This window comes from Longicatena sp., assembly GCF_982403165.1.
The window spans coordinates 46,827-69,090 of the sequence record NZ_CEVYEL010000008.1; the positions used below are offsets into that span (position 1 = coordinate 46,827).

At 38.5% G+C, this 22,264-nt stretch carries 21 protein-coding genes; 18 read left to right on the forward strand and 3 right to left on the reverse strand.

What is annotated here, in order from left to right:
• The first annotated feature begins 4 nt into the window (after window positions 1-4).
• The 12 genes from AC1VS3_RS02880 (at window position 5) to AC1VS3_RS02935 (ending at window position 12,179) form a co-directional block, all read left to right on the forward strand.
• The gene (locus AC1VS3_RS02880; protein WP_008689458.1) at window positions 5-646 is read left to right on the forward strand and encodes a cobalamin B12-binding domain-containing protein; all 642 of its coding nucleotides are present in this window, start codon (window positions 5-7) and stop codon (window positions 644-646) included.
• A gap of 16 nt (window positions 647-662) precedes the next feature.
• Window positions 663-2,117, forward strand: coding sequence for an ASKHA domain-containing protein (locus tag AC1VS3_RS02885; RefSeq protein ID WP_008689457.1), 1,455 nt, complete (start codon window positions 663-665; stop codon window positions 2,115-2,117).
• Window positions 2,114-2,764: a DUF1638 domain-containing protein gene (locus AC1VS3_RS02890; RefSeq protein ID WP_481275509.1), complete on the forward strand. Its 651-nt coding sequence runs from the start codon at window positions 2,114-2,116 to the stop codon at window positions 2,762-2,764. Before AC1VS3_RS02885 ends, AC1VS3_RS02890 begins: the two co-directional genes overlap by 4 nt.
• Window positions 2,765-2,820: 56 nt before the next feature.
• Entirely contained in the window at window positions 2,821-3,690 is an 870-nt protein-coding gene (locus tag AC1VS3_RS02895; protein ID WP_481275510.1) for a GTP-binding protein, read from the forward strand.
• The gene (locus AC1VS3_RS02900; protein WP_017144590.1) at window positions 3,653-4,615 is read left to right on the forward strand and encodes a biotin synthase BioB; all 963 of its coding nucleotides are present in this window, start codon (window positions 3,653-3,655) and stop codon (window positions 4,613-4,615) included. Before AC1VS3_RS02895 ends, AC1VS3_RS02900 begins: the two co-directional genes overlap by 38 nt.
• 11 nt (window positions 4,616-4,626) lie before the next feature.
• Window positions 4,627-5,934 (forward strand): nickel-dependent lactate racemase, encoded by a 1,308-nt coding sequence (gene larA / locus AC1VS3_RS02905; protein WP_008689449.1) that lies wholly within the window; start codon window positions 4,627-4,629, stop codon window positions 5,932-5,934.
• 14 nt (window positions 5,935-5,948) lie between these two features.
• Entirely contained in the window at window positions 5,949-7,292 is a 1,344-nt protein-coding gene (locus AC1VS3_RS02910) for a 6-phospho-alpha-glucosidase (RefSeq protein WP_008689447.1), read from the forward strand.
• A gap of 54 nt (window positions 7,293-7,346) precedes the next feature.
• A complete protein-coding gene (locus tag AC1VS3_RS02915; protein ID WP_008689444.1) occupies window positions 7,347-7,850 on the forward strand; it encodes an ATP:cob(I)alamin adenosyltransferase in 504 nt (167 codons plus the stop codon).
• Complete coding sequence (locus AC1VS3_RS02920) at window positions 7,831-8,334, forward strand: hypothetical protein (RefSeq protein ID WP_008689441.1); 504 nt, start codon at window positions 7,831-7,833, stop codon at window positions 8,332-8,334. Before AC1VS3_RS02915 ends, AC1VS3_RS02920 begins: the two co-directional genes overlap by 20 nt.
• Window positions 8,327-8,758 (forward strand): DUF4430 domain-containing protein, encoded by a 432-nt coding sequence (locus AC1VS3_RS02925; RefSeq protein WP_008689439.1) that lies wholly within the window; start codon window positions 8,327-8,329, stop codon window positions 8,756-8,758. Before AC1VS3_RS02920 ends, AC1VS3_RS02925 begins: the two co-directional genes overlap by 8 nt.
• A 33-nt stretch (window positions 8,759-8,791) precedes the next feature.
• Window positions 8,792-9,937, forward strand: a complete 1,146-nt coding sequence (locus AC1VS3_RS02930) for a glycerate kinase family protein (RefSeq protein ID WP_008689437.1) — start codon at window positions 8,792-8,794, stop codon at window positions 9,935-9,937.
• Between the two features lie 250 nt (window positions 9,938-10,187).
• Window positions 10,188-12,179 (forward strand): alpha/beta hydrolase family protein, encoded by a 1,992-nt coding sequence (locus tag AC1VS3_RS02935; RefSeq protein ID WP_008689434.1) that lies wholly within the window; start codon window positions 10,188-10,190, stop codon window positions 12,177-12,179.
• Between the two features lie 346 nt (window positions 12,180-12,525).
• On the opposite strand, the gene AC1VS3_RS02940 is transcribed toward AC1VS3_RS02935, so the two are convergent.
• A complete protein-coding gene (locus AC1VS3_RS02940; protein WP_331866784.1) occupies window positions 12,526-13,944 on the reverse strand; it encodes a glutamate synthase-related protein in 1,419 nt (472 codons plus the stop codon).
• 325 nt (window positions 13,945-14,269) lie between these two features.
• On the opposite strand from AC1VS3_RS02940, the gene AC1VS3_RS02945 reads away from it, so the two are divergent.
• Window positions 14,270-15,439: an aminotransferase class I/II-fold pyridoxal phosphate-dependent enzyme gene (locus AC1VS3_RS02945; RefSeq protein ID WP_481275511.1), complete on the forward strand. Its 1,170-nt coding sequence runs from the start codon at window positions 14,270-14,272 to the stop codon at window positions 15,437-15,439.
• Window positions 15,436-16,035, forward strand: coding sequence for a Type 1 glutamine amidotransferase-like domain-containing protein (locus tag AC1VS3_RS02950; RefSeq protein WP_008689427.1), 600 nt, complete (start codon window positions 15,436-15,438; stop codon window positions 16,033-16,035). Before AC1VS3_RS02945 ends, AC1VS3_RS02950 begins: the two co-directional genes overlap by 4 nt.
• Before the next feature lie 521 nt (window positions 16,036-16,556).
• Here the strand turns inward: AC1VS3_RS02950 and AC1VS3_RS02955 are convergent.
• Window positions 16,557-17,678, reverse strand: coding sequence for a MerR family transcriptional regulator (locus AC1VS3_RS02955; RefSeq protein ID WP_331866785.1), 1,122 nt, complete (start codon window positions 17,676-17,678; stop codon window positions 16,557-16,559).
• Between the two features lie 235 nt (window positions 17,679-17,913).
• Between AC1VS3_RS02955 and AC1VS3_RS02960 the strand changes: the two genes are divergently transcribed.
• Window positions 17,914-19,245, forward strand: coding sequence for an NCS2 family permease (locus AC1VS3_RS02960; protein ID WP_008979161.1), 1,332 nt, complete (start codon window positions 17,914-17,916; stop codon window positions 19,243-19,245).
• Between the two features lie 294 nt (window positions 19,246-19,539).
• On the forward strand, window positions 19,540-21,081 hold the full coding sequence (guaA, locus tag AC1VS3_RS02965; RefSeq protein ID WP_196029611.1) for a glutamine-hydrolyzing GMP synthase: 1,542 nt from the start codon (window positions 19,540-19,542) through the stop codon (window positions 21,079-21,081).
• A 104-nt stretch (window positions 21,082-21,185) separates the two neighbouring features.
• On the opposite strand, the gene AC1VS3_RS02970 is transcribed toward guaA, so the two are convergent.
• Window positions 21,186-21,665 carry a helix-turn-helix domain-containing protein gene (locus AC1VS3_RS02970; protein ID WP_008689423.1) on the reverse strand — a complete coding sequence of 160 codons (480 nt, stop codon included), beginning with the start codon at window positions 21,663-21,665 and terminating at the stop codon, window positions 21,186-21,188.
• Between the two features lie 194 nt (window positions 21,666-21,859).
• On the opposite strand from AC1VS3_RS02970, the gene AC1VS3_RS02975 reads away from it, so the two are divergent.
• Together AC1VS3_RS02975 and AC1VS3_RS02980 are read left to right on the forward strand one after the other, a co-directional pair.
• On the forward strand, window positions 21,860-22,045 hold the full coding sequence (locus AC1VS3_RS02975) for a hypothetical protein (protein ID WP_008689422.1): 186 nt from the start codon (window positions 21,860-21,862) through the stop codon (window positions 22,043-22,045).
• Window positions 22,046-22,055: 10 nt separating this feature from the next.
• Window positions 22,056-22,232: an Arm DNA-binding domain-containing protein gene (locus tag AC1VS3_RS02980; RefSeq protein WP_481275512.1), complete on the forward strand. Its 177-nt coding sequence runs from the start codon at window positions 22,056-22,058 to the stop codon at window positions 22,230-22,232.
• Window positions 22,233-22,264 lie beyond the last annotated feature (32 nt).

Below are 22,264 nucleotides of genomic sequence, written 5' to 3' on the forward strand. Positions count from 1 at the left end.
AACGATGACAAGAGAAGAATTGTTAAAGGCAATTATTACAGAATTGCAAAAAGGAAAGATCAAGGATTTTAATGAGCATGTTCAAGAGGCATTGCGTGAACAAATCCCAGCCACCGTATTATTAAATGACGCCTTTTTAGTAGCTATGCAAAATGTTGCTGATAAATGGTCACAGGGCAAAGCGTTTATTCCCGAAGTGTTAATTGCTGCCAGATGCTTAAATTCAGGATTGGATTTAATTGGCCCTGAATTATTGAAACATAACGTTGAGACGAAAGGAATCATTGTATTAGGTACTGTTAAGACGGATTTACATGATATTGGTAAAAATCTTGTAGGATTGATGTTGAAATCAAAAGGTTTTGAAGTGATTGATCTGGGGGTAGATGTTGCGCCAGAAAAATTTGTTGAAGCGGTAAAGACCTATCAGCCCGATTATGTATGCATGTCGGCTTTGCTGACGACCTCAATGCCATCCATGAAACAAACGGTGGAAGCATTAATTGCTGCCGGATTACGCGATAGCGTTAAGATTTGTGTAGGGGGAGCACCGGTCACCTTGGCATATTGCCAACAAATTGGTGCCGATATTTATGAACCCGATGCGATAACCTTAGCGCAGCGATTGCTTGACTTATCATCATAAGATAAAGAAAGATAGTATGATGAAACTAAGCTTTAAAAAAGCGGAACCGTTTTGGTCAACGTTGTCAGAAAATTCTTGTCTGTCTGCGGCATGTGCTGGAAATCAGACATGCGGGAAATGCCGTATTACGCTTGTACAAGGAACGATGCCAATAACGGATACTGAAAAAAGGCTGTTAAGCAAAGAGGAAATTAAGGCCGGAATACGTTTGGCGTGCTGTCATGAAAAAGCTGAAGAAGATATAGCAATTTCAATTAATCAAGAAACCGGATTTCGCATTCTGGGTTCTTTGCAAAAACAAGTATTTGCGAATAAAACACAAAAGGGCATCGGCATTGCGATTGATTTAGGAACTACTACCGTGGTAATGGCATATATCGATCGCAAAACCGGGGAGGTTTTATGGGAAGATGCCTTTGTAAATCCACAGCGTAGTTTCGGCGCTGATGTCATAACGAGAATTCAATATTGTAATGAACATGGGGTAGAATCATTACAAAGTATTCTCTTGCAGCGGATGAAAAAGAGCATTCAAACATTTCAAAGCTGCTTTCAAAAAGAAATATCTTGCATGTATGTTTGCGGGAATCCTGCCATGGTGCATATCTTTCAAGGCGTTGATCCCAGAAAAATCAGTGAATATCCATATACTTGTCCTATTACAGAAACACAGATCCTTACGGATAATTGGTTTCAATTACCTATGACGGTACCTATCACGATCTTACCCCATTTTTCAGCCTTTGTCGGAGGCGATATTTTAGCCGGTATTATTTCCTTAAGTACGCGTATGAAGGAGCATACGATGCTGCTTGATTTGGGGACGAATGGTGAATTGGTCTTATGTCATCACGGGAAGATGTATGTGACGTCAACGGCTGCCGGACCTGCCTTTGAAGGTGGGAATATGAAACATGGAATGGCAGCAACCGATGGTGCGATTTATCAAATTCGTTACGAAAACGGTTGGTGCTTTAACACAATTGGAAATACGAAACCAATCGGCATTTGCGGTAGTGGCTATATGGAAGGAATTGCTGAATTATTAAGAATGAAGGATATGGATGAAACCGGTTATTTAAAACAAACATGTCAATTATCTGCAAATGTTTCCATTGTACAAGAAGATATTCGCAATTTTCAATTGGCTAAGTCGGCCATTCGTACCGGTATCGAAAGCTTATTAGCCACATGTCAATTAACAGCATCGGATATTCAACATGTTTATATCGCAGGTGGTTTTGGAAAAGCATTAAAGATACAGACATTGATTACTCTGGGTATCTTACCGGCAGCATTTCTTGGACGTTGCTCCATAATTGGTAACAGTGCTTTGCAAGGAACTATTCAAATCATGCAAACAAATGCGCTGTCAAAAGCAGAAACTTTACAGAAAGAAGGTGTCTGTGTGGAATTGGCACAACAAGAAGGCTTCATGGATACCTATATGGAGCATATGTGGTTCTTATGAAACAAATCATAGCATGTGAAATTTTTCGTCCTTTTTTTGATAAGATCAAGCAGCAACTGCCATATGCCTATACGATAACTTATGTAACCATCGCATCACATAATCATCCTTCACTGCTTCACGATAAACTACAGAGTCTTTGTGATGAAGCATACGATGCAGATGAAATTATTTTGTTGTATGGCATTTGTGGAAATGCAATTGAAGGCCTTTGTGCCAGAACCTGTGATATGTATGTTCCAAGGGTACATGACTGTTTTTCGCTCTTATGTGATGATAACTGTGCTGAGGATTTACAGGTTAAAAATGCATGTTGGAGATGCTTATCAAATATGGATGGCAATGATCAAAATAAGGAATATGCATCTTATATTGAAAGCTATGGAAAAGAAATGGCAGATTATGTAATGCATATGCTGTATCATGAGCAAACGTTATTGTACGTCACGTTTCATACTCAAAAAGACAATGAGAATATAGCGAACTTAAAGGAAACTCATAAAGTTGAAGTAATAGAGGGAACATTGGATAAGCTGAAAAATATATTATTACCAAAAGATGGGCAAGGACTTCTCCATGTGCGAAAGGGAAATAAGATATGTTGTCTTTATGATATGGTAGAGGTCATGAAGGAAAAAAGCATATGAAAATTATTTGTGTCCATGGCTTTTTAGGAAGCGGGAAGACTACCTTGATTAAATGATTGATTACCCTTTTAAAAGGGCAGCGAATCGGACTTTGTATCAATGAGTTTGGTAGTGTGAACATTGATCAAGAAGAATTTAAAGGGATGTCGATTCCTATGACAGAGATTCATCATGGTTCTATCTATTGTACTTGTCGTCAATATGATTTTCTAGATAAGTTGCAACAGATGTTGTCTTTTGATTTGTCCTATATTGTAATTGAAACGAGCGGTTTCAGTGATCCAAGTACGCAAAAATCAACGTTTGCTTATTTAAGGAAACAGGGATATATATTCTCAATATGCAATATTACTGTTGTAGATGCAGTGACGTTTGAAAAATGGAGTCGGGTAGTGCCTTTATTACATCGTCAACTTCAACAGTCGGATTATATTATAATAAATAAAATATCTTTCGTGACTAAGCAAAAAAAGCAAACATTACATATACATTTAGAGAGTATCTATCAGACACCAATAATAGAAACGGATTATTGTCAAATTCCTTTACAAATCTTAACCGATCATTATACAAATAAAGCAAATGAAGAAATAATTCATCAGAAATATATGGATTTATCTTCTACAGTGTGCCTAATTGCTAAAGATATGTCTTTAAGTAAATTACTTAAATATTTGGAAACATTACAAGATAAAATTTTTCGAGCAAAAGGTTATTTACATTTAGCTGAGGGTGCTTTCTATATAGAACTTGCAGGGGATCAATTATCTTGGAAAAGCATAGATGGAAAGAAAGATAATCTGCTTGTCATTTTGTATTCTGCACGTTTCACATCAAGTTCTGAAATAGCTACAACATTACATGCAAAGATATGGGAGGTGCGTGAGAATGATTCGACAAATACTGAAAAAAGCAACAAACAATGAGGTTTTGAATGAAAAAGAAGCGTTGGAACTTTTATCCATAACGAATTTATCTACATCTTATTTTGAACTTTTATCAACAGCACATGCAATTTCGAAAGCACATTATCAAAGCAAGGGATATGTATTTCTGCAAATTGGTTTGAATGCTGCACCTTGTTCCGGAAATTGTAAATTTTGTTCAATGCGGATGGATGGATTTCATGATGACATGCAAATGGAACTATCAAAAGAAGAAGTCATTGAAAAGGTAGTATCCTTACCTTTTCATAAACTTGATTCTTTATTTTTAATGACAACGGCAGACTATCCTTTTCAGCGTTTTCTTGATATCGGAAAAGCTGTGAAGTGTTTGCTGCCATCACATATCAAATTGATAGCGAATATCAAAGATTTTACTTTAACACAGGCTCAAGCATTAAAGGATGCAGGATTTTACGGTGCTTATCATATAGTCAGACTTCGTGAAGGAATTGATACGGCAATACCAGTGAAAAAACGAATTCAAACATTGGATGCAATCAAATCCGTCGGTTTAGAATTATATTATTGTATTGAACCAATAGGACCGGAACACACCTATGAGGAAATAGTAAAAGAAATGTTACGTGCCAGAGAATATGATGTCAAGGTGATGGCGGTAATGGCGCGTGTGAACACTTCAGATTGTGCGTTGAAGAAGTATGGAGAAATTGATGATTTTGAGCTTGCTAAAATTGCGGCAGTTACCAGATTGGTATGTAATCCATCAATTTCCATGAATATGCATGAACCAAGATCTCTCGGAATTCTTGCCGGTGTTAATCAATTGTATGCAGAGTGTGGAAGTAATCCAAGAGATGAGTGCAATGAAACAGAATATCACAGAGGCTGGAATATTGATCAAGCATGTAATCTTTTATTGCAAGGAGGCTATCACCTTAATTGAAAGGAGCACCTATGAAATTATCATTGCCTTATGGAAAAGGATATAAAAAACTCAATATCGAAAATGCATGTGTTAAGCAGATACTATCTGCCCAAATGAGGGTGAAACCTACAATGACAGAAGCGGCTATAGTGGAAACAGCTTTACAAAATCCAATCGGTTCCAGCAGATTGGATAAGTTGGCGGAGCATAAAGAAAAGATTGTGATCATAGCATCGGATCATACACGACCAGTGCCAAGCCGCATCTTGATGCCACTCATACTTAAAAAGATACGAAAAGGCAATCCACATGCGCAAATCACGATATTAATTGCGACTGGTTTACATAGAGAAACAAAACGTGAAGAATTGATTGCGAAGTTTGGTGAAGAAATTGTTGAGAAAGAAACAATCATCATACATGACTGTGATGATCAAAAACACATGCGTTTTCTTGGTATATTACCATCAAAAGGTGAGCTATGGATCAATGCGATAGCCGCAGATGCGGATTTATTGCTCGCGGAAGGCTTTATTGAGCCGCATTTCTTTGCCGGTTTTTCAGGAGGAAGGAAAAGTGTATTGCCTGGGGTAGCTTCAAGGGCAAGTGTTATGTATAATCATAATTCTTTCTTCATTTCCAGCGAGTATGCCAGATGTGGCATTTTAAAAGACAACCCTCTTCATAAAGATATGTTATATGCTGCACGTAAGGCACGTTTGGCATTTATCGTGAATGTTGTTCTAGATGAGCAGAAAAAGATTATTCATGCGGTTGCCGGCGATGTGCAGAAAGCACATGCAAACGGTGTGGCATTTGTAAGGAAGTATAATCAGGTATATGCACAGCCAACAGATCTTGTCATTGTAACAAATGGCGGTTATCCACTCGATCAAAATCTTTATCAGGCAGTCAAAGGACTAAGTGCTGCCGAAAGAGCCGTGAAAGAAGGTGGGGTAATCCTTTTATTAGCAGAAGCCATTGATGGGCATGGGGGCGAAATGTTTTATCACATGTTTGAAGAAGAACGTGATTTAGCGACCTTAATGGAGAAAATCTTGGCGATAAAGGCGGAAGATACTGTACCTGATCAATGGCAAGTTCAGGTGTTGGTGCGTGTATTATTAAAAGCTCGTGTAATATTAGTATCCTCGTTAGACGATAAAACCGTACGCAATTTTCATATGGTACCGGCACATAGCTTAGATGAGGCAATGAATCTGGCAAAAGCAATGTTACCGAACGAAACGTTTAGCATTAACGTCATTCCTGATGGCGTTTCCGTGATCATATCACCAAAAGAAATTGTTAATAGCAGAACAAAAGTTTCTGCGTAAGGAGGAAGATAAAAATGAAACAATCATCAGCAATTTGTATAGCAGGAGGGGGCAGTACGTATACGCCCGGTATTGTATTAATGTTATTAGATAATTTAGATCGCTTTCCGATTTCACGCATAACGCTATATGATAATAATGAAGAACGGCAAGCGAAACTTGCGCAAGCATGTGCGATCATGATGAAAGAGAAAGCACCTGATATCGTATTTAATTGGACAAGTGATCCCCAAACCGCTTTTACCGGAATTGATTTCGTAATGGCCCATATTCGGGTAGGTCTATATGAAATGCGGGAAAAGGATGAAAAAATTCCTTTGAAATACGGCGTAGTCGGTCAAGAGACATGTGGTCCTGGAGGAATTGCTTATGGCATGCGTTCGATTGGACCAGTCATTGAAATAGCAGATTACATGGAAAAGTATTCACCAAATGCCTGGCTCTTGAATTACTCAAATCCGGCATCCATTGTCGCTGAAGCTACAAGACGTTTACGTCCGGGAAAACATATTATCAATATATGTGATATGCCGGTTGCTTTAGAGACGATGATGGCTGCTGCACTTAGTGAACGTACAGGAAAAACATATACCAGAAAAGATTTTGAAGTTCGCTATTATGGTTTAAATCATTTTGGATGGTGGACAGATATCCATACAAAAGATGGAAAAGATGTGATGCCGATTTTGAAAGACTACATCAAAGAAAACGGTTTTGCGACAAATGCGAAGGATTTTCAGCATAAAGATGCTAGCTGGAAAGAAACATATCAGAAAGCAAAAGATATTTATGCCTTAGATCCTACCACGATTCCATCGACATATTTAAAATATTATCTGTTCCCGGATGAAGTTGTTGCACATAGCAATCCAGCTTATACAAGAGCAAATGAAGTCATGGAAGGAAGAGAAAAGGAAGTTTTCGGAATCGCAGAGCGCATTATAGCTAAGGGAACAGCCAAAGAGGATACGTTTGCCGTTGGTGTTCATGCAAGCTTTATTGTCGATTTAGCTTGTGCCATTCGTTATAACACCAAAGAACGAATGCTGCTAATTGTTGAAAATAATGGTGCGATAGCGAATCTGGATGATACGGCAATGGTTGAAATACCGTGCTTAGTTGGATCTTCAGGAGCGGAAGCATTAACGGTAGGTAAAATTCCATCCTTTCAATTAGGGTTGATCAATGAACAATTATATGTGGAAAAACTTGTTGTAGAAGCTTGGATCGAGGGTAGCTATGGAAAATTGTGGCAGGCGCTTACACTTAGTAAAACGGTGCCAAGTGCTTCTGTAGCAAAGAAAATTCTTGATGAGTTAATGGAGGCGAACAAAGAGTATTGGCCAACATTATCCTAAACCAGAGTATTGTTTCAAACAATTACAAGAAGTACATCAAGAGGAGGAATGTGCATGCAGATGAAATATTGCGCATACAGCTATTTAGATGAATCATCATCATTATGTGATTATGAAGTAGCGACCGATAAGTTGGCATCTTTAACAGCGCTATGTGCCCATTATGTCAAAGTAATTGATAGCGATGATCTTCAACTGCTGACATCTATGATCTATCACGCGAATGGATCTATTCGCGGAAATTGTGCAATTACGCAAGAAGATATGCAACAATTGGAGAGATTATATGAAAAGTACTATGTTGAAATGAAGTGCTTTGTATTGCCCGGCGGAAGTCTTCAAGCATGCTGGCTGCATACCCTTCGAACAGAAACAAAGGTCGTCATACGCTGTTTAAATGCTGTTAAACAAGAAGGAATCCCGGTAAATCCTATCTTATGGGACTTTATGAATTTTTTATCAAATATCATTTTTATGATGTGTTTATATGAGAATCAGCAAGCGGATACGGAAGAAATAGTATTTGAAAGTAAATCTTATGCATGCACGAAATCTTAGTTGTATAGCGGTTATGGCTGCATTGGAACTGCTGATTTTTACTTCCTTTTCCTACATCCTATATTTAGAATGTATCACGTTTACACTTGTTGTATTTGCCTTGATCTTCCCACGTAAACAAGCGGTATTGGCAGCATTTGTATTTACGACACTAAACATGATGATACAGGGAGTGACTCCTTGGTCATTCATGTATCTGTTGTTATATCCATTATACAGCTTAGTGATCAGTGTATTTGCTAAGTGTTTAAAGAGGCATTTTCTGCTTGCGGCATTCTTATGCGGACTATTTTCTTTTCTCACTGGACAATTTCTGCAATTGCCATTTATGTTATTTTCGAAGCATCTTGCGCTTGCTTATTTCATCGTTGGACTCAAGGCTTCAACAATCCAGTTCATTTTATCTTTTTGTTTATATTTGGTGTGTGCCAGACCGGTTTTATCGGTATTAGAGCGAATCGAAAGGAGGTTTTTATATGAATAAGATGTGGAAAGTATTCCTTATTATTTGTTTCCTATGCGTAAGCGGATGTATGAAAAAAGATGAAAAGATTGTGAAATCTGATCAAAAAGAACGAGAAATCACTCTGCATATTCAAGTCATTCATGAAGTGGAAAAGAAAGAATTAATGAACAAAGATATCACGGTAAAGGGCAATATTCATACATTAGAGGATTTTTTACAACATGCGGATGAATTAGCTGTAGAAACAACAAAAGGACAGTATGGTACAACCTTAATGGGAATGCTGGGAGTAAGAACAGAAGATTTTAAAAAGGGTCCTTGGTGGCTATATGATTCAGATAATAATACCTCTTGCAAGGAAAAGGGGCAGTGTGATGCAATTGACATTTTACAAGTGAATGATCAAGATCAATTTACGTTCCACTTCACTTCTTCCTTTTAAGATCATTAGAAAAAGGTCGGGTGATGATTAACAATGAAGATTGTAATAGCAATAGATTCTTTTAAAGGCGCTACATCTTCTATCCAGGCAGGAACTGCCATAGAAAAAGGTATTAAGAAATATCATGCCGATAACACAGTGGTGATTCCGGTAGGAGATGGAGGGGAGAATAGTTTACAGGCGTTAGCTCATGCACTTTCAGATTATGAATGGATTTGGTATTCATGTAAAAATGCTTTTTTTGAAGATAGTAAAGTAACAGTATTGAGTTTTTATGACAATGGTAAAAAAACTTGTGCAATTGAAACAGCGGCCATTTTCGGATTGCATGATAAAAAGGTATCACGTGATACAGTGAAGCAAACATCTACATTTGGATTAGGCACTTTATTAAAGCAGCTGCAAATGGATGATTATAAAAAAATTATAATTTTTATAGGTGGCACAATTACAACCGATGGTGGTTTAGGAATGCTTCAGGGATTAGGTGTCCGGTTGCATGATAAGGATCATCGCGAACTTGGTTTAAACGAAAATCCCTTGCTAAAGATTAAAACGCTTGATCAAAACAGTCTGGATACTGTTTTAAAACAATTTGCGGATGTAGAAATAGCAGTAGGATGCGATGTGGATGCTCCTTTATATGGCGAAAAAGGTGCGGCTGTTATGTTCGCAAGACAAAAGGGAGCACAAGATGATCAGATTGTTTTCTTAGATAATCAATTACAATTGGTTGCGAAATTACTAAAACGTGATCTGAAACAGCCTTATTATGGTGCTGGTGGAGGTATTGCAGCAGCTTTATCACTATTTGCGACAAGCGTAAGTTCTGGATTCACGCTTTTGAATACTTATTTACATATTGAAGACAGCATGAAAGATATGGACTTAGTAATTACCGGAGAAGGTCGAATGGATGAGCAAAGCTTACAAGGAAAACTGCCGGTCTGTATAGCGTCCATCGCAAAGCAGATGCAGGTACCGGTAATTGCAGTCTGTGGACAGAAAAAAGGAGAAGTCTCATCTTTTGATACATATTTTAACGGTGTTTTCTCTATTCAACCCGGCGTAGTTACGCTTCCTGACGCAATAACGAATACCGAAAAAAATTTAGAAGAATTCAGTTATCAATTGATGCGTAGCCTGCATGCAATACATCCCTTGCGGTTATTAAAATAAAGCTTAAAAAGCTTCTAGTAAAAGATTGTGTTTTACGAGAAGCTTTTTTTAGGTTGAGGAGCTTTGATGGCTTACGTAAGAAGGGTAGGATGAAAAAAATGTTACCATAAAAACACCTTCTTTTTCCTACTTACAAATACGTCTGGGAAAGATAACTTCGTTAGCTTTTCACTGTATTATCAAGGCATCTTCTGATTGTCTTCCTGGAATTAAAAGCTTATAATGATACTATGTAACAGGAGGAGCTTGTATGAAAGAAACATTACAGTTAAGGGATTTTTTGAAGTATCGATTTGTATCCAATGTAACCTATGCACAAGATGGTGAACATGCGGCTTATGTCATAGCAACTTGTGATGAAAAACATAATACGTATCAACAACGTTTGTATGTATGGGATGGAAAAACACACAAACAGCTTACCAATGGTGGTAAGGAAAGCATGTATCTTTGGGAAGATAAAGATACCCTGTTGTTTTCCTCTTTGCGTGATAAACAAGATCAAGAAGCTGTGGAAAATGGAGAAGAACGTACGGTCTTTTATCGTATTTCTTTACATGGAGGAGAAGCAATTAAAGCATTTACAATACCGCTAGTTGTAACCGGCATCCAGAAAGTAAGTGATGGCTGTTATGCCTGTACGGTAGATTACGATCTGAATTACTCATATTGCTATTCATTGGGTGAGGAAGAAAAAGTCAAGGCATTAAAAGAAAAGAAAGACATGGAGGATTATGAGATCTTAGATGAGCTTCCTTTTTATGGGAATGGTTTAGGTTATACTAATAAAAAACGAAATAGCTTATTTCTATATGAAGAAAATAGTGACACATTGACACGCATCAGCACGGATATCATGGATGTAATGGATGTGAAATGGGATAAGGAAAAGCAGCTGCTATATTATACTGGTGAAGTCAACATCCAGCACAAACAGACAGGTCGTCAAGGTATTTATGTTTATGATAGGAAGGCCGGCACATCAAAGTGTATCCTTGAACAAGGGGAATATATGATTTCCGGCATTGAACCATGGGGAGAAGAGCTATTGGTGATTGCCAGTGATGGCAGACGTTATGGCATCAATGAAAACGCACAATTCTATTTCTTAAAGAAGCGTAAGCTGGAATTGTTTGCGGCAAATGAAGATTCCTTATGGGGAAGTGTTGGCAGTGACTGTCGCCTCGGTGGTGGCAAGAATTCTTGTTTATATCAAGATAAGTATTACTTTATTACGACCAGAAGGCATGAAGCACATATCTATGCACTGGATAAGCAGGGTGATATCCAAGCGGTTTTAGAACTTAGCGGCAGTGTGGATGCTTTTGATATCAGTGATAAAGGTCTTATCTTTATCGGTATGCAAGAGGACTTACTGCAAGAGTTATACCAAATGGATATAACGAATAAAACCTACCAACGCATTTCTGATTACAATATGTGGGTGCATGAAACAAAGACTATTTGTCCATTAGAAGAATGTAACTTCACATCGGATGATATCACCTTGTATGGATGGGTAATGAAACCTGTAGGCTATGAAGAGGGAAAACAGTATCCGGCAATCTTGGATATTCATGGTGGACCAAGAACGGTTTATGGTACCGTGTTCTATCATGAGATGCAGGTGTGGGCAAATCAAGGCTACTTTGTATTCTTTATAAATCCACGTGGCAGTGATGGCAGAGGCAATGGCTTTGCGGATATCAATGGGAAATATGGAACGATTGATTATGAAGATCTCATGAAGTTTACGGATGTTGTCTTAGAACGTTATCCGGCAATCGATCAACAACGTGTTGGGGTAACCGGTGGCAGCTATGGTGGTTTCATGACCAATTGGATCATTGGCCATACCAATCGCTTTAAGGCAGCAGCAAGTCAGCGTTCGATTGCGAATTGGATCAGCTTTGCGCATACCTCTGATATCGGGGAATTTTTCACCAAAGATCAGCAGCAAGCAGATACTTGGGAAAGCGTAGAAGAGTTGTGGTGGCATTCTCCTTTGAAGTATGCCAATCAGGTGACAACACCAACACTGTTTATTCATAGCAATGAGGATTATCGCTGCCCATACAGTGAAGGTTTGCAAATGTATAGTGCGCTTGTGGAGCATGGCGTAGAAGCCAGACTTTGTATGTTTAAAGGAGAGAATCATGAGCTAAGCCGCAGTGGAAAACCAAGACATCGTGTGAAACGTTTAGAAGAAATTACCAATTGGATGCAACAGCATCTTAAATAAAAAAGTTGCATAAAAATCCTATACGAATGGATAGGATGAAGCTGCCTTTCATTGCTTGTAAACAAAGCATGAATGCCTTAGTAAAGAAACTTTAAAAGTTGACTAGGATATGTATGAACATAAGATGGTTAATGTGGTGAATAGAGCAAATGGGCACTATGTTTTATGGATCATCGATATGAGATATAAAAGCAAGATAATGTAATGTGAAGAAAAAGATGATAGGGTACGAAAAAAAGGTTCTTGCTTCATCATGGTTTGCGGATGATGAAGAAGGACCTTAAAAGGATGTCTATCATTTTTTTTGAATCTCACAGTGAGGCAATTCTTATGCTGATGTCAATGGTTATTCATGAAAACCGCAATGGGCAATGCCGGTATAGCGTGCAATCTCTTCACTGGTTGTACAAAGATCAGCTAGGGTTACATCGTGAATATTATCATGACCACTGACACGGGCAAAGGATTTTAATTCTTCTTTCAATGTATCCAGATAACAAGCTAAGCGCTTTGCGCCTTTTTCTATATCAAAACGTTTGCGCAATGCGGGATCTTGCGTGGCAATACCCATCGGACACTTACCGTTATGACAGATACGATATTGTTGGCAGCCAATCGCCATCATCGCTGCACTGGCAATTGCTATGGCATCGGCTCCCATCGCTAAAGCCTTCATCATTTCTCCGGATGTACGAAAGCCTCCGGTCATGATCAATTCCTGTGGCATGTCATGCGCATCCATATAGGCTCTTGCTCTTGCCAGGGCATAGACGGTAGGTACGGTAGCATTGTCTTTTAAATACTTAGGAGATGCACCGGTTGCTCCACCTCTTCCATCAATCGTAATAAAATCTGGCGCCGCATACTGAATCCAAGACAAATCATCTTCAATACGTCCAGCGGCAATCTTAATGCCAATCGGTCTGCCTTCACTACGGCTGCGTAACTCATCTACTAATGCTTTGAGAGCTTGCTTTGAGGTAATTTCTTCAAAACGAGAAGGAGAGATAATATCGTGTCCTAATGGTTTTTGGCGAATTGTAGCGATTTCTTCTGTTACCTTTTCTTTAGGCAAATGGCCACCCATACCCGGCTTGCTGCCTTGCCCGATCTTAATTTCAATCGCATCCGCAGCCTTTAGGTTTTCATCCGTTACACTGTATTTATTAGGCACATATTCAAAGATATATTTATACGCATGGTCACGTTCTTGCGGAAGAATGCCGCCTTCTCCTGAACATTGTGCCGTTTGTACAGCAGCACTTCCCATAGCTAAGGCTGTTTTGGCTTCTTTTGATAAAGCCCCAAAGCTCATATGAGAAACTAAGACAGCATGTTCTAAAACCATAGGTTTCTTTGCATTTTTACCTAGGATGGTCGTTGTGCTGACTTCAGCTTTATCAGGCAGAGGAGGATGAGCCAATTGTCCACCTAGCAGCAAGATATCATCAAAACCAACCACGTATTTTCTTGTCCGCATGGCCTCAATGCGACTGCCTTTTCCTTGTGCCATTTCATGAATCAGTTCCATGTTGCTTTCTAAATCATCACGTGTTCTGGCATGTTCTTGAATAGCGAGCGAGCCACCTTCATCACCAGTCACTTTATCTTCATCATTTGCTGCATCATCCTCTACTTTCTTAAAACAGCCGTAGGGTGCTGTACATAAGGGGCATGCCCAATCAGCGGGAAGCTTGCTCCAAGGAGTTCCTTCTTTTGCTTCATCATAGACATAGCCGCAAATCTCACAAATATATTTACTCATAGTATATTTCCTTTCTGTAAACGCTTACTTTATATGCTTATTGTACTCTTTAACTTATGAAAGCGCAAATGATATCCTCTATATCTATTTTCTATTGCAGAAAATAAAATCGTTTCCATAGTCTATGTTGTTTTTATATATGCAAAATAGCGATATCAATGAAAAGGATGTGTTGATACTTTGAGTGATAGATGCATCCTGCATACAAAAAGCAGAAGCGTAAACTTAATGAAGAAGATGTGTAATTCTTTTTCCATAAGCGAAATAGTTATTGCCGTTATGCATATTTTCCTCTATAATGAGGGCAAATGAAAGAAGGGATCACATGCAGTTTTCAAAACGAATGGAGCGCTTAGAAACATCAGTGTTTTCCACATTGGATGAAGAAAAACAGCGTTATCTGAAACAAGGGAAAGAAGTATATGACTTTACGATCGGCAGCCCTAATATAGCGCCATCAAAGGAAATCATTCAGGCTTTGATCGATGCCGCCAAACAACCGCAAAGCTACATGTATGCACTGCATGATATTGATGAGTTACGTCAAACAGTCAAGAAATGGTATCAGACACGCTATGAAGTAGAATTGGATGCAGATACGGAAATCCTGTCGCTGCAAGGATCACAGGAAGGCTTGGCTCATATTGCCTTAGCTATTTGTGATGAAGGGGATATTGTGTTGATTCCAAGTCCTAGCTATCCTGTCTTTGCCAATGGACCGAAAATTGCCGGAGCAGAAATTTATGAAATGCCCATGCGCGAGGAACATGAGTATCTGATTCAATTTGATGAAATACCTAAGGATATTGCCCGTAAGGCGAAAATGATGATTATTTCTTATCCAAATAATCCAACAGGAGCCACGGCACCCGATGCTTTTTATGAAGAGCTGATTCGTTTTGCGAAGGCGAATGATATTATCGTTCTTCATGATACCGCCTATAGTAATCTGGTCTTTGATGGGGAAGAAGGAAGAAGCTTTTTATATTATGAAGGGGCAAAGGATATTGGTATAGAATTTAACTCTTTCTCAAAGACGTATGGCATGGCCGGTGCTCGTATCGGTATTTGTGTCGGTAACAAAGAAATTGTCGGCATGCTAAGAAAATTGAAAAGTAATATTGATTATGGAATGTTTCTGCCTATCCAAAAGGCGGCTATTACGGCATTGACACAAGATCAAAGTGTTGTCGAAGAAACAAGGGAACAATATCAAAAACGAAGAGATATGCTTGTAGAAGGCTTTCATAAAGCTGGCTGGGAAGTTGCTTCCCCTAAAGGAACCATGTTTATGTGGGCGGCAATACCAAAGACCTATGCGAATAGTGAACAATTTGCGATTGCCTTACTCCAAAAGACGGGTATTTTGGTAACACCGGGCAGTGCTTTTGGAACATATGGAGAAGGTTTTGTGCGTATTGCGCTTGTGCAAAGTGAAGAGGTCATCGAAAAAGCTTTGCAGGCAGTGCAGAAATCGGGCTTCTTTACTTCATGAAAACCTTATTGGCAATTGGTGGAGGCAGTTTTCAAAAAGCGGAAACTCGCCATTTAGATTTATACGCAATCGCACGAGTGAACAAGACGCATCCTAAAGTGCTCTTTCTTCCGGCTGCTTCTCATGATGATCAGGGTTATGCCAAACGATTTAAACAATATTATCGCAGTTTGGGTTGTGAAGTAGAAGCTTTGCGTTTATGGCATACAAAACTGGATAAAGAAACACTTGCCCAAAAAGTCCTTGCTGCGGATATTGTCTATCTTGGCGGCGGCGATACACAGATGTTGATGGAAGCCTTACAGCTGCATGAGTTAGTAAGTGTATTACAGCAGGCATATGAAGCAGGTATCGTCATTTGTGGATACAGTGCAGGAGCAAATGTATTATTTTCCTATGGCTATAGTGCCTGTGCGGATGGTTTGCGGTTTATAAAAGGCTGTGAATTGGTAAAAGGCTTATTTTGTCCGCATTATCAAGAAGAAGAACGCAAAAGTTTTCAACAAGCCAGTGAACAATATCCAACGTATGCTACCTATGGTTGTGAAGATCAGCATGCTTATTGTGTGGAAGATGATAACGTGCGTTATATGTGATAAGATATTGCGCTCTGTTTTTCTATATCCTATGATGATCGAAAACAACACCAGGTAACATCGGTGAAGACAGGCTAAGGGAATAAGCAAAGAAACATTGAGAGAAGCATTGGAATTGATTTTTCATTATTACGAAAATAAGAAAAGGCTCCTACCATGAATGGACACCTGTATCATGCAGATGGCACTATTCAAGTAGCGGAGTCTTTTTTTGTAATAAAGGATAAGGATGAATAAGTAATGTATGAATAGTATAAAGGATAAGGATGAATAAGTAATGTATGAATACTATAAAGGAGAAGAATGAATAAGTAATGCATGAATACTATAAAGGATAAGAATAAATATGCAATGCATGAAAATTATAAAGGATAAGAATAAATATGCAATGCAGGAATGCTATAAAGTATAAGAAAAAATATGTAATGCATAAATACTATAAAGTATAAGAATGAATAAACAATGCATAACTACTGTAAAGGAAAAGTTTTAACAAGGATCGTGACAACATGTCAAATTCATCAGGAAGATGCCATCACGTAGCGAAGAAACTGCATCTTTTCCTGTTCATAATGGGTTTCAATGCGATACTTGCTTGTTTCAACAAAACAAGTTGTTGAAGTTTCACAGTATGGTTTTAAGGGCTCTACTTTTGAAAACATGCCGCCTGCATTTTGATAGGATTGATAAAAAAGCTGAAATTGTTCAATAGTAAAGGTTAATTGAGCACCATCGGGAAGCCGGTTTACATGAGAATCCGGATAGAAGGTAAAACTGTTAGGTACCATGTCCTTTAAAGAAGTATCCTTTTCAGAGTCATAAGTAATTACAAGATAGCTATTGCCTTTCTTTAGATATAAACGCTTCTCCATGTCATTTTTCTTTAACGATGCATATGAAGTGGTTGGTGATATCTTTTTACCCTGTTCATCCTCAATGTGGAAGTCAGCATCTAAATATTTTTGAACTGTATCATGATCATCAAATGTCGCATCGGCAATCGTAAAACTGATTTTTGCAGCAATCGGATTTTTTATATGCTGTTTATGGTCAATATAGCGATAGCCTAGAAAACAAAGCAGAAGAAGAGGAAGCAGGATCATGCCTTTTCCAAGAGAATTCCAATCCTTCATATATTGTTGCGATTTTTTAGCGCTATGCTGTAGCGATTTGCGGACATACGCTTCTCTTCTTGCCACTACCGGATCTATCTTAGGAAAAGGCTGTGCATCTTGAGCCAAGTCATAAAAGGTAGCTGTGGATTGTGTTTTTGTCGCTATTTGGGTCAAAAAGTCATCGCAAAGCTCTTCTGTGAGCGTGTTTCCCCCAGTAATTATGGTTTCCAATTGCATACAGATTTTCTTCATAGTAACTACCTGTTCCCCAGCTTCTATAAGGGAAGCTTTGCGTTGCTCTAACAATGGGGCAAACGCTGTTTCATCTTGTAAGATCTGATGAATTTCTTCTAGTGAAAAATCTAATTTACGAAGTAAGATTATTTTCTTTAACACAATAAGATCTGCTTCCTCATATTCGCGGTAATTGGATGCATTACGTTTAGGCTGCAGCAAACCTTGCTGTTCATAAAAACGAATGTTTTTCTTACTAATGCCACAACGCTCTTCTACTTCACGAATCAACATAAGTTCCACCTCTTTCTAGTGTTATTATAAACGTTCCATAAACTGGAATGTCAATTATAAATCAGCAAAAATTTATAAATATGCTGGAAATTAATGGAAGGTAAGCTTACAAAAGGAGGAAAACTTGTCATGTGATTATAATTTTTATATAATAGAGAAGTTCTTGAAGTAATGATTGCAAGTAAAAGATGTTTTCATAACTTTTACAATGAACAAAAGAAAGAGAGAGGAACTTATGTTTGAAAAAGTATTTAAATTAAAAGAGAAACATACCAATGTGAAAACTGAGGTTATCGCAGGTTTGACAACGTTTCTGGCTATGGCCTATATCCTAGGCGTGAATCCATTAGTATTAAAGGATGCCGGCATGGATGTATCCAGTGTCTTCTTGGCAACTGCCATTTCTGCCGGTTTTGCGTCAATCTTAATGGGATTATTGGCTAACTATCCGGTATCCTTAGCAGCCGGTATGGGTGTCAATGCATTGTTTGCTTATACGATTTGCGGACAGATGGGCATGAGCTGGCAGGCAGCTTTGGCAGCCGTTTTTGTTTCCGGTGTTATCTTTGTGGTAATTTCTGTTACCGGTATCCGTAAAGCCATCATTAATGCCATTCCAAAACAGTTAAAACTGGCTATCGGTGCGGGAATCGGTTTCTTTATTGCTTTTGTTGGTTTAAAAAATGCCGGTATTATTGCCGGTAGTGAAGCTACCTTTGTGACTTTAGGAAACTTCTCCACACCTTCTGTCTTATTAGCAATCTTTGGTATCTTGCTTACAATTGCCTTTGTAGTAAAGAAAGTGCCGGCAGCTGTTTTTGTTGGTATGGTCATCACGGCAATTGTTGGTATCATCTGTGGTGCTTGTGGTATAGAAGGTATGCCAGCTTTACCATCTAGCATATTAGAAACCAATCTGAAGCTGGATGGCTTTGGCGCTTTTGCTTCCGGCTTTGGTGAATTATTTGCCGATCCATTCCAGGCATTCATCGCACTGTTTTCCTTCCTGTTTGTCGATTTCTTTGATACTGCCGGTACGTTAGTAGCTGTTGGTAATCGCGTAGGATTAATCAATGAGGATGGGGAATTAGAACATGCAGAACAGGCTTTATTGGCAGATGCTGTAGGTACAGTAGCAGGTGCTGTTTTAGGAACTTCTACGGTTACTTCTTTTGTGGAATCAACATCTGGTGTAGAAGTTGGCGGAAGAACCGGATTAACTTCTTGTACAACCGGGGTTTTATTCTTCATCTCTATTCTGTTTGCACCTATTATCTTATCCGCTGTTACCAATGCGGTCACTGCACCGGCTTTAGTTGTAGTCGGTATTATGATGGCACAGCAGTTAAAAGGGATTGATTGGGATGATATGGTATTTGCCACTGCTGGCTTTGTGACGGTCATTGCTATGATCTTAACTTATTCCATCTCCAATGGAATCGCCTTTGGCTTTATCGCTTATGCTGTTGCAATGCTAGCAAATGGAAAAGCAAAAGAAGTGCATCCAACCGTTTGGGGATTGATTTGTATCTTCGTTTTATACTTTGCTTTACCTTATTTAATGTAGTGATGTAGTTATCTTATTAATGAAGTCGTTTTATATATAGTATAAAAAGTTTATCTTCCTTATAAATAGGTGTTGATAATGATGATTATGAAATAGGATGTATAAGGTACATGCTGATAAGAGGCAGAGCCCCCTTCATCAACAACATATCTTTGATCATTAAGGAAGAAAAGTGAAAACTTAGAAAATTTTAGGAAAAATATTTTAAAATTAGGCGATTAATGCTATTATAGTAAACGTAAAAAACCGGTACTACAGGTAACAGTATCGGTTTCTTAATTCAAGGAGGATGTTATGGCTGATAAGATTATCGTACTGGACTTTGGAAGTCAGTATAACCAGCTGATTGCACGTCGTATCCGTGAGTTTGGAGTTTACTCTGAACTGCACCCACATACGATGACGCTGGATGAAATCAAGGCTTTAGGTGATGTCAAAGGTATCATCTTCAGTGGTGGACCTAACAGTGTTTATGACAAAGATGCATTTACGTGTGATCCTGCCATTTTTGAAGCAGGTATTCCGGTATTGGGAATCTGTTATGGCATGCAGATGACACATCATATGAATGGTGGAAGTGTGAAGGCATGTGAAGCCAAGGAATATGGAAGAACGGAAATTACGATAGAGAATGATTCTTTATTGTTTAAGAATCTTCCAAAGAAACAGATTGTATGGATGAGTCATGGTGATCAGGTAGATCAGATGGCAGATGGCTTTGTGCGTGATGCGTATAGTGAAACGTGTACGTATGCAGCTACAAGCAATCAGGAAAAGCAGATTTATACGCTGCAGTTTCATCCGGAAGTGCGCCATACAGAATATGGCAATGACATTTTGCGCAACTTTGTATTTGAGGTATGTCATGCGGAAAGTAACTGGTCCATGCATAACTTTATTGATATGCAGGTGGAACAGATTCGTAAGACGGTTGGCAAAGACAAGGTATTGCTGGGACTAAGCGGCGGCGTGGATTCTTCTGTTGTGGCAGCTTTGTTACATAAAGCAATTGGTGATCAGTTGATTTGTATGTTTATTGATCATGGATTGTTAAGAAAAGGTGAAGCGGAGAGCGTGATGGAAACGTTTGGCCGTGAGATGAATGTGCATTTGGTGAAGATTGATGCGAAGGAGCGTTTCTTATCGAAACTGGCTGGTGTAAGTGATCCGGAGAAGAAGCGTAAGATCATTGGTAATGAGTTTGTGTATACCTTTGATGAAGAGGTCAAGAAAATCAGTGCTGGTGAAGATATCAAGTGGCTGGCGCAGGGTACGTTGTATACGGATGTAATTGAATCTGGTACAAAGACGGCGCAGACGATCAAGAGCCATCATAATGTTGGTGGATTGCCTGAGGATATGCAGTTTCAGTTGATTGAACCGTTGAATACGTTGTTTAAGGATGAGGTTCGCGCGTTGGGTAGTGAGCTTGGCTTGCCGGATGAGATGGTGTGGCGACAGCCATTCCCAGGACCTGGCTTAGGTATTCGTATCTTGGGTGAGATTACGGAGGAGAAGCTGCAAATTGTGCGTGATTCAGATTACATCTTGCGTGAGGAGATTCGCAAAGCGGGTCTGCAAAGAGAAATCTGGCAGTACTTTACGGCTTTGACAAATATGCGTTCAGTTGGTGTCATGGGGGATCAGAGAACGTACGATTATGCGGTGGCGATTCGTGCGGTGACTTCCATTGATGGCATGACGGGGGATTGGGCGAAGATACCGTTTGAGGTGTTGGATGTGATATCGACACGTATCGTAAATGAGGTGCAGCATGTGAATCGAGTGCTGTATGATGTGACAAGCAAACCGCCTGCAACGATAGAATTCGAATAGTGTACAGAACTAAAAAAATGCCTTTTTCAGGGCATTTTTTTGCGTTTATGGGCAGTTTTGATACCATTTTGATACCATAAATAAAAATTGAACGATTCTTTTGACTATTTTTCAGACGGTTTACTATTTAATAATAGATCAGATTTTTCAGGATAATTTAGTTTCCAATTGGTATATTCCTCGATGGAAATTTCTCCATTCGCTAACTTTAATTTGTACTTATACCAATCATCAAGCATTTCTTTTATGTTATGGTCGTTATTGGTAGGGTTTTTATCAAGACGAAGATTTGGCATACCTTCTGTCATATCTATAGTTAATCCAAATTGTTCTTCCAGCTCAAAAAGAGTAAATATAAAGCCATGATAACTTTCGATGTCAGGTATCTTCAAAGCCTCAGGAGATACTTCTAATATAGAAGCAATACCATTTATGACATCTTCTTTTGGAGTGCGCTTACCTGATTCATATTGGGCGATTCTAATATCAGCATTCCTTTCGGAATAGCCTAATCTTACTCCTAGTTCTTTTTGCGTGATACCACGAAGTGTTCTTATACGTTTAATTCTAGTACCTATTGGCATGAGCTTGCTCCTTTCAAATCCTTTTTCTAATACATTATAGCAAAGCAAATATAATGTGTAAATTAAAAACTAAACAAAAAAGTTTAATATAATATTGACTTAAACAAAAATGTTTAGTATACTGTGGTTGCTGATGTTAAACAAATATGCTTAGTGATTACTTCCTATATACATAAAAATAGGAGGTGTGAAAGATGGAAAAAGACAACTTATTCATGAGTGCTGAAGATATTGCTCGAGTTACGGGCATGTCTGAACAGTACGCTTATAAGCTGATTAAACAGCTAAATAGTGAATTAGAGGCAAAAGGCTATTTCACAATTCGTGGAAGAATTAGTAAGCAGTATTTTGAAGAACGTTTTTATGGAATAACAGAATAGGAAGGAGTTTATGATTATGCCAGTATACAAAGATGAGAAAAAAGGCACTTGGTATGTATCTATCAGATATTTAAATTGGAAAGGTGAACATACTAGAAAACTGAAAAGAGGATTTAAATCAAAAAAAGAAGCACAAGAGTATGAGCGTACATTCCTATTAAAGGAATCTAGTGTGCTGTATCGTTGATATTTAACATTACTACTGCATCTTATTCAGAT

Coding starts and splice junctions, on each gene's coding strand:
- AC1VS3_RS02880 (WP_008689458.1), top strand. CDS start 5: ATGACAAGAGAAGAATTGTTAAAGGCAATTATTACAGAATTGCAAAAA.
- AC1VS3_RS02885 (WP_008689457.1), top strand. CDS start 663: ATGATGAAACTAAGCTTTAAAAAAGCGGAACCGTTTTGGTCAACGTTG.
- AC1VS3_RS02890 (WP_481275509.1), top strand. CDS start 2,114: ATGAAACAAATCATAGCATGTGAAATTTTTCGTCCTTTTTTTGATAAG.
- AC1VS3_RS02900 (WP_017144590.1), top strand. CDS start 3,653: ATGATTCGACAAATACTGAAAAAAGCAACAAACAATGAGGTTTTGAAT.
- larA (WP_008689449.1), top strand. CDS start 4,627: ATGAAATTATCATTGCCTTATGGAAAAGGATATAAAAAACTCAATATC.
- AC1VS3_RS02910 (WP_008689447.1), top strand. CDS start 5,949: ATGAAACAATCATCAGCAATTTGTATAGCAGGAGGGGGCAGTACGTAT.
- AC1VS3_RS02915 (WP_008689444.1), top strand. CDS start 7,347: ATGCAGATGAAATATTGCGCATACAGCTATTTAGATGAATCATCATCA.
- AC1VS3_RS02920 (WP_008689441.1), top strand. CDS start 7,831: ATGCATGCACGAAATCTTAGTTGTATAGCGGTTATGGCTGCATTGGAA.
- AC1VS3_RS02925 (WP_008689439.1), top strand. CDS start 8,327: ATGAATAAGATGTGGAAAGTATTCCTTATTATTTGTTTCCTATGCGTA.
- AC1VS3_RS02930 (WP_008689437.1), top strand. CDS start 8,792: ATGAAGATTGTAATAGCAATAGATTCTTTTAAAGGCGCTACATCTTCT.
- AC1VS3_RS02935 (WP_008689434.1), top strand. CDS start 10,188: ATGAAAGAAACATTACAGTTAAGGGATTTTTTGAAGTATCGATTTGTA.
- AC1VS3_RS02940 (WP_331866784.1), bottom strand. CDS start 13,944: ATGAGTAAATATATTTGTGAGATTTGCGGCTATGTCTATGATGAAGCA.
- AC1VS3_RS02945 (WP_481275511.1), top strand. CDS start 14,270: ATGCAGTTTTCAAAACGAATGGAGCGCTTAGAAACATCAGTGTTTTCC.
- AC1VS3_RS02950 (WP_008689427.1), top strand. CDS start 15,436: ATGAAAACCTTATTGGCAATTGGTGGAGGCAGTTTTCAAAAAGCGGAA.
- AC1VS3_RS02955 (WP_331866785.1), bottom strand. CDS start 17,678: ATGTTGATTCGTGAAGTAGAAGAGCGTTGTGGCATTAGTAAGAAAAAC.
- AC1VS3_RS02960 (WP_008979161.1), top strand. CDS start 17,914: ATGTTTGAAAAAGTATTTAAATTAAAAGAGAAACATACCAATGTGAAA.
- guaA (WP_196029611.1), top strand. CDS start 19,540: ATGGCTGATAAGATTATCGTACTGGACTTTGGAAGTCAGTATAACCAG.
- AC1VS3_RS02970 (WP_008689423.1), bottom strand. CDS start 21,665: ATGCCAATAGGTACTAGAATTAAACGTATAAGAACACTTCGTGGTATC.
- AC1VS3_RS02975 (WP_008689422.1), top strand. CDS start 21,860: ATGGAAAAAGACAACTTATTCATGAGTGCTGAAGATATTGCTCGAGTT.
- AC1VS3_RS02980 (WP_481275512.1), top strand. CDS start 22,056: ATGATTATGCCAGTATACAAAGATGAGAAAAAAGGCACTTGGTATGTA.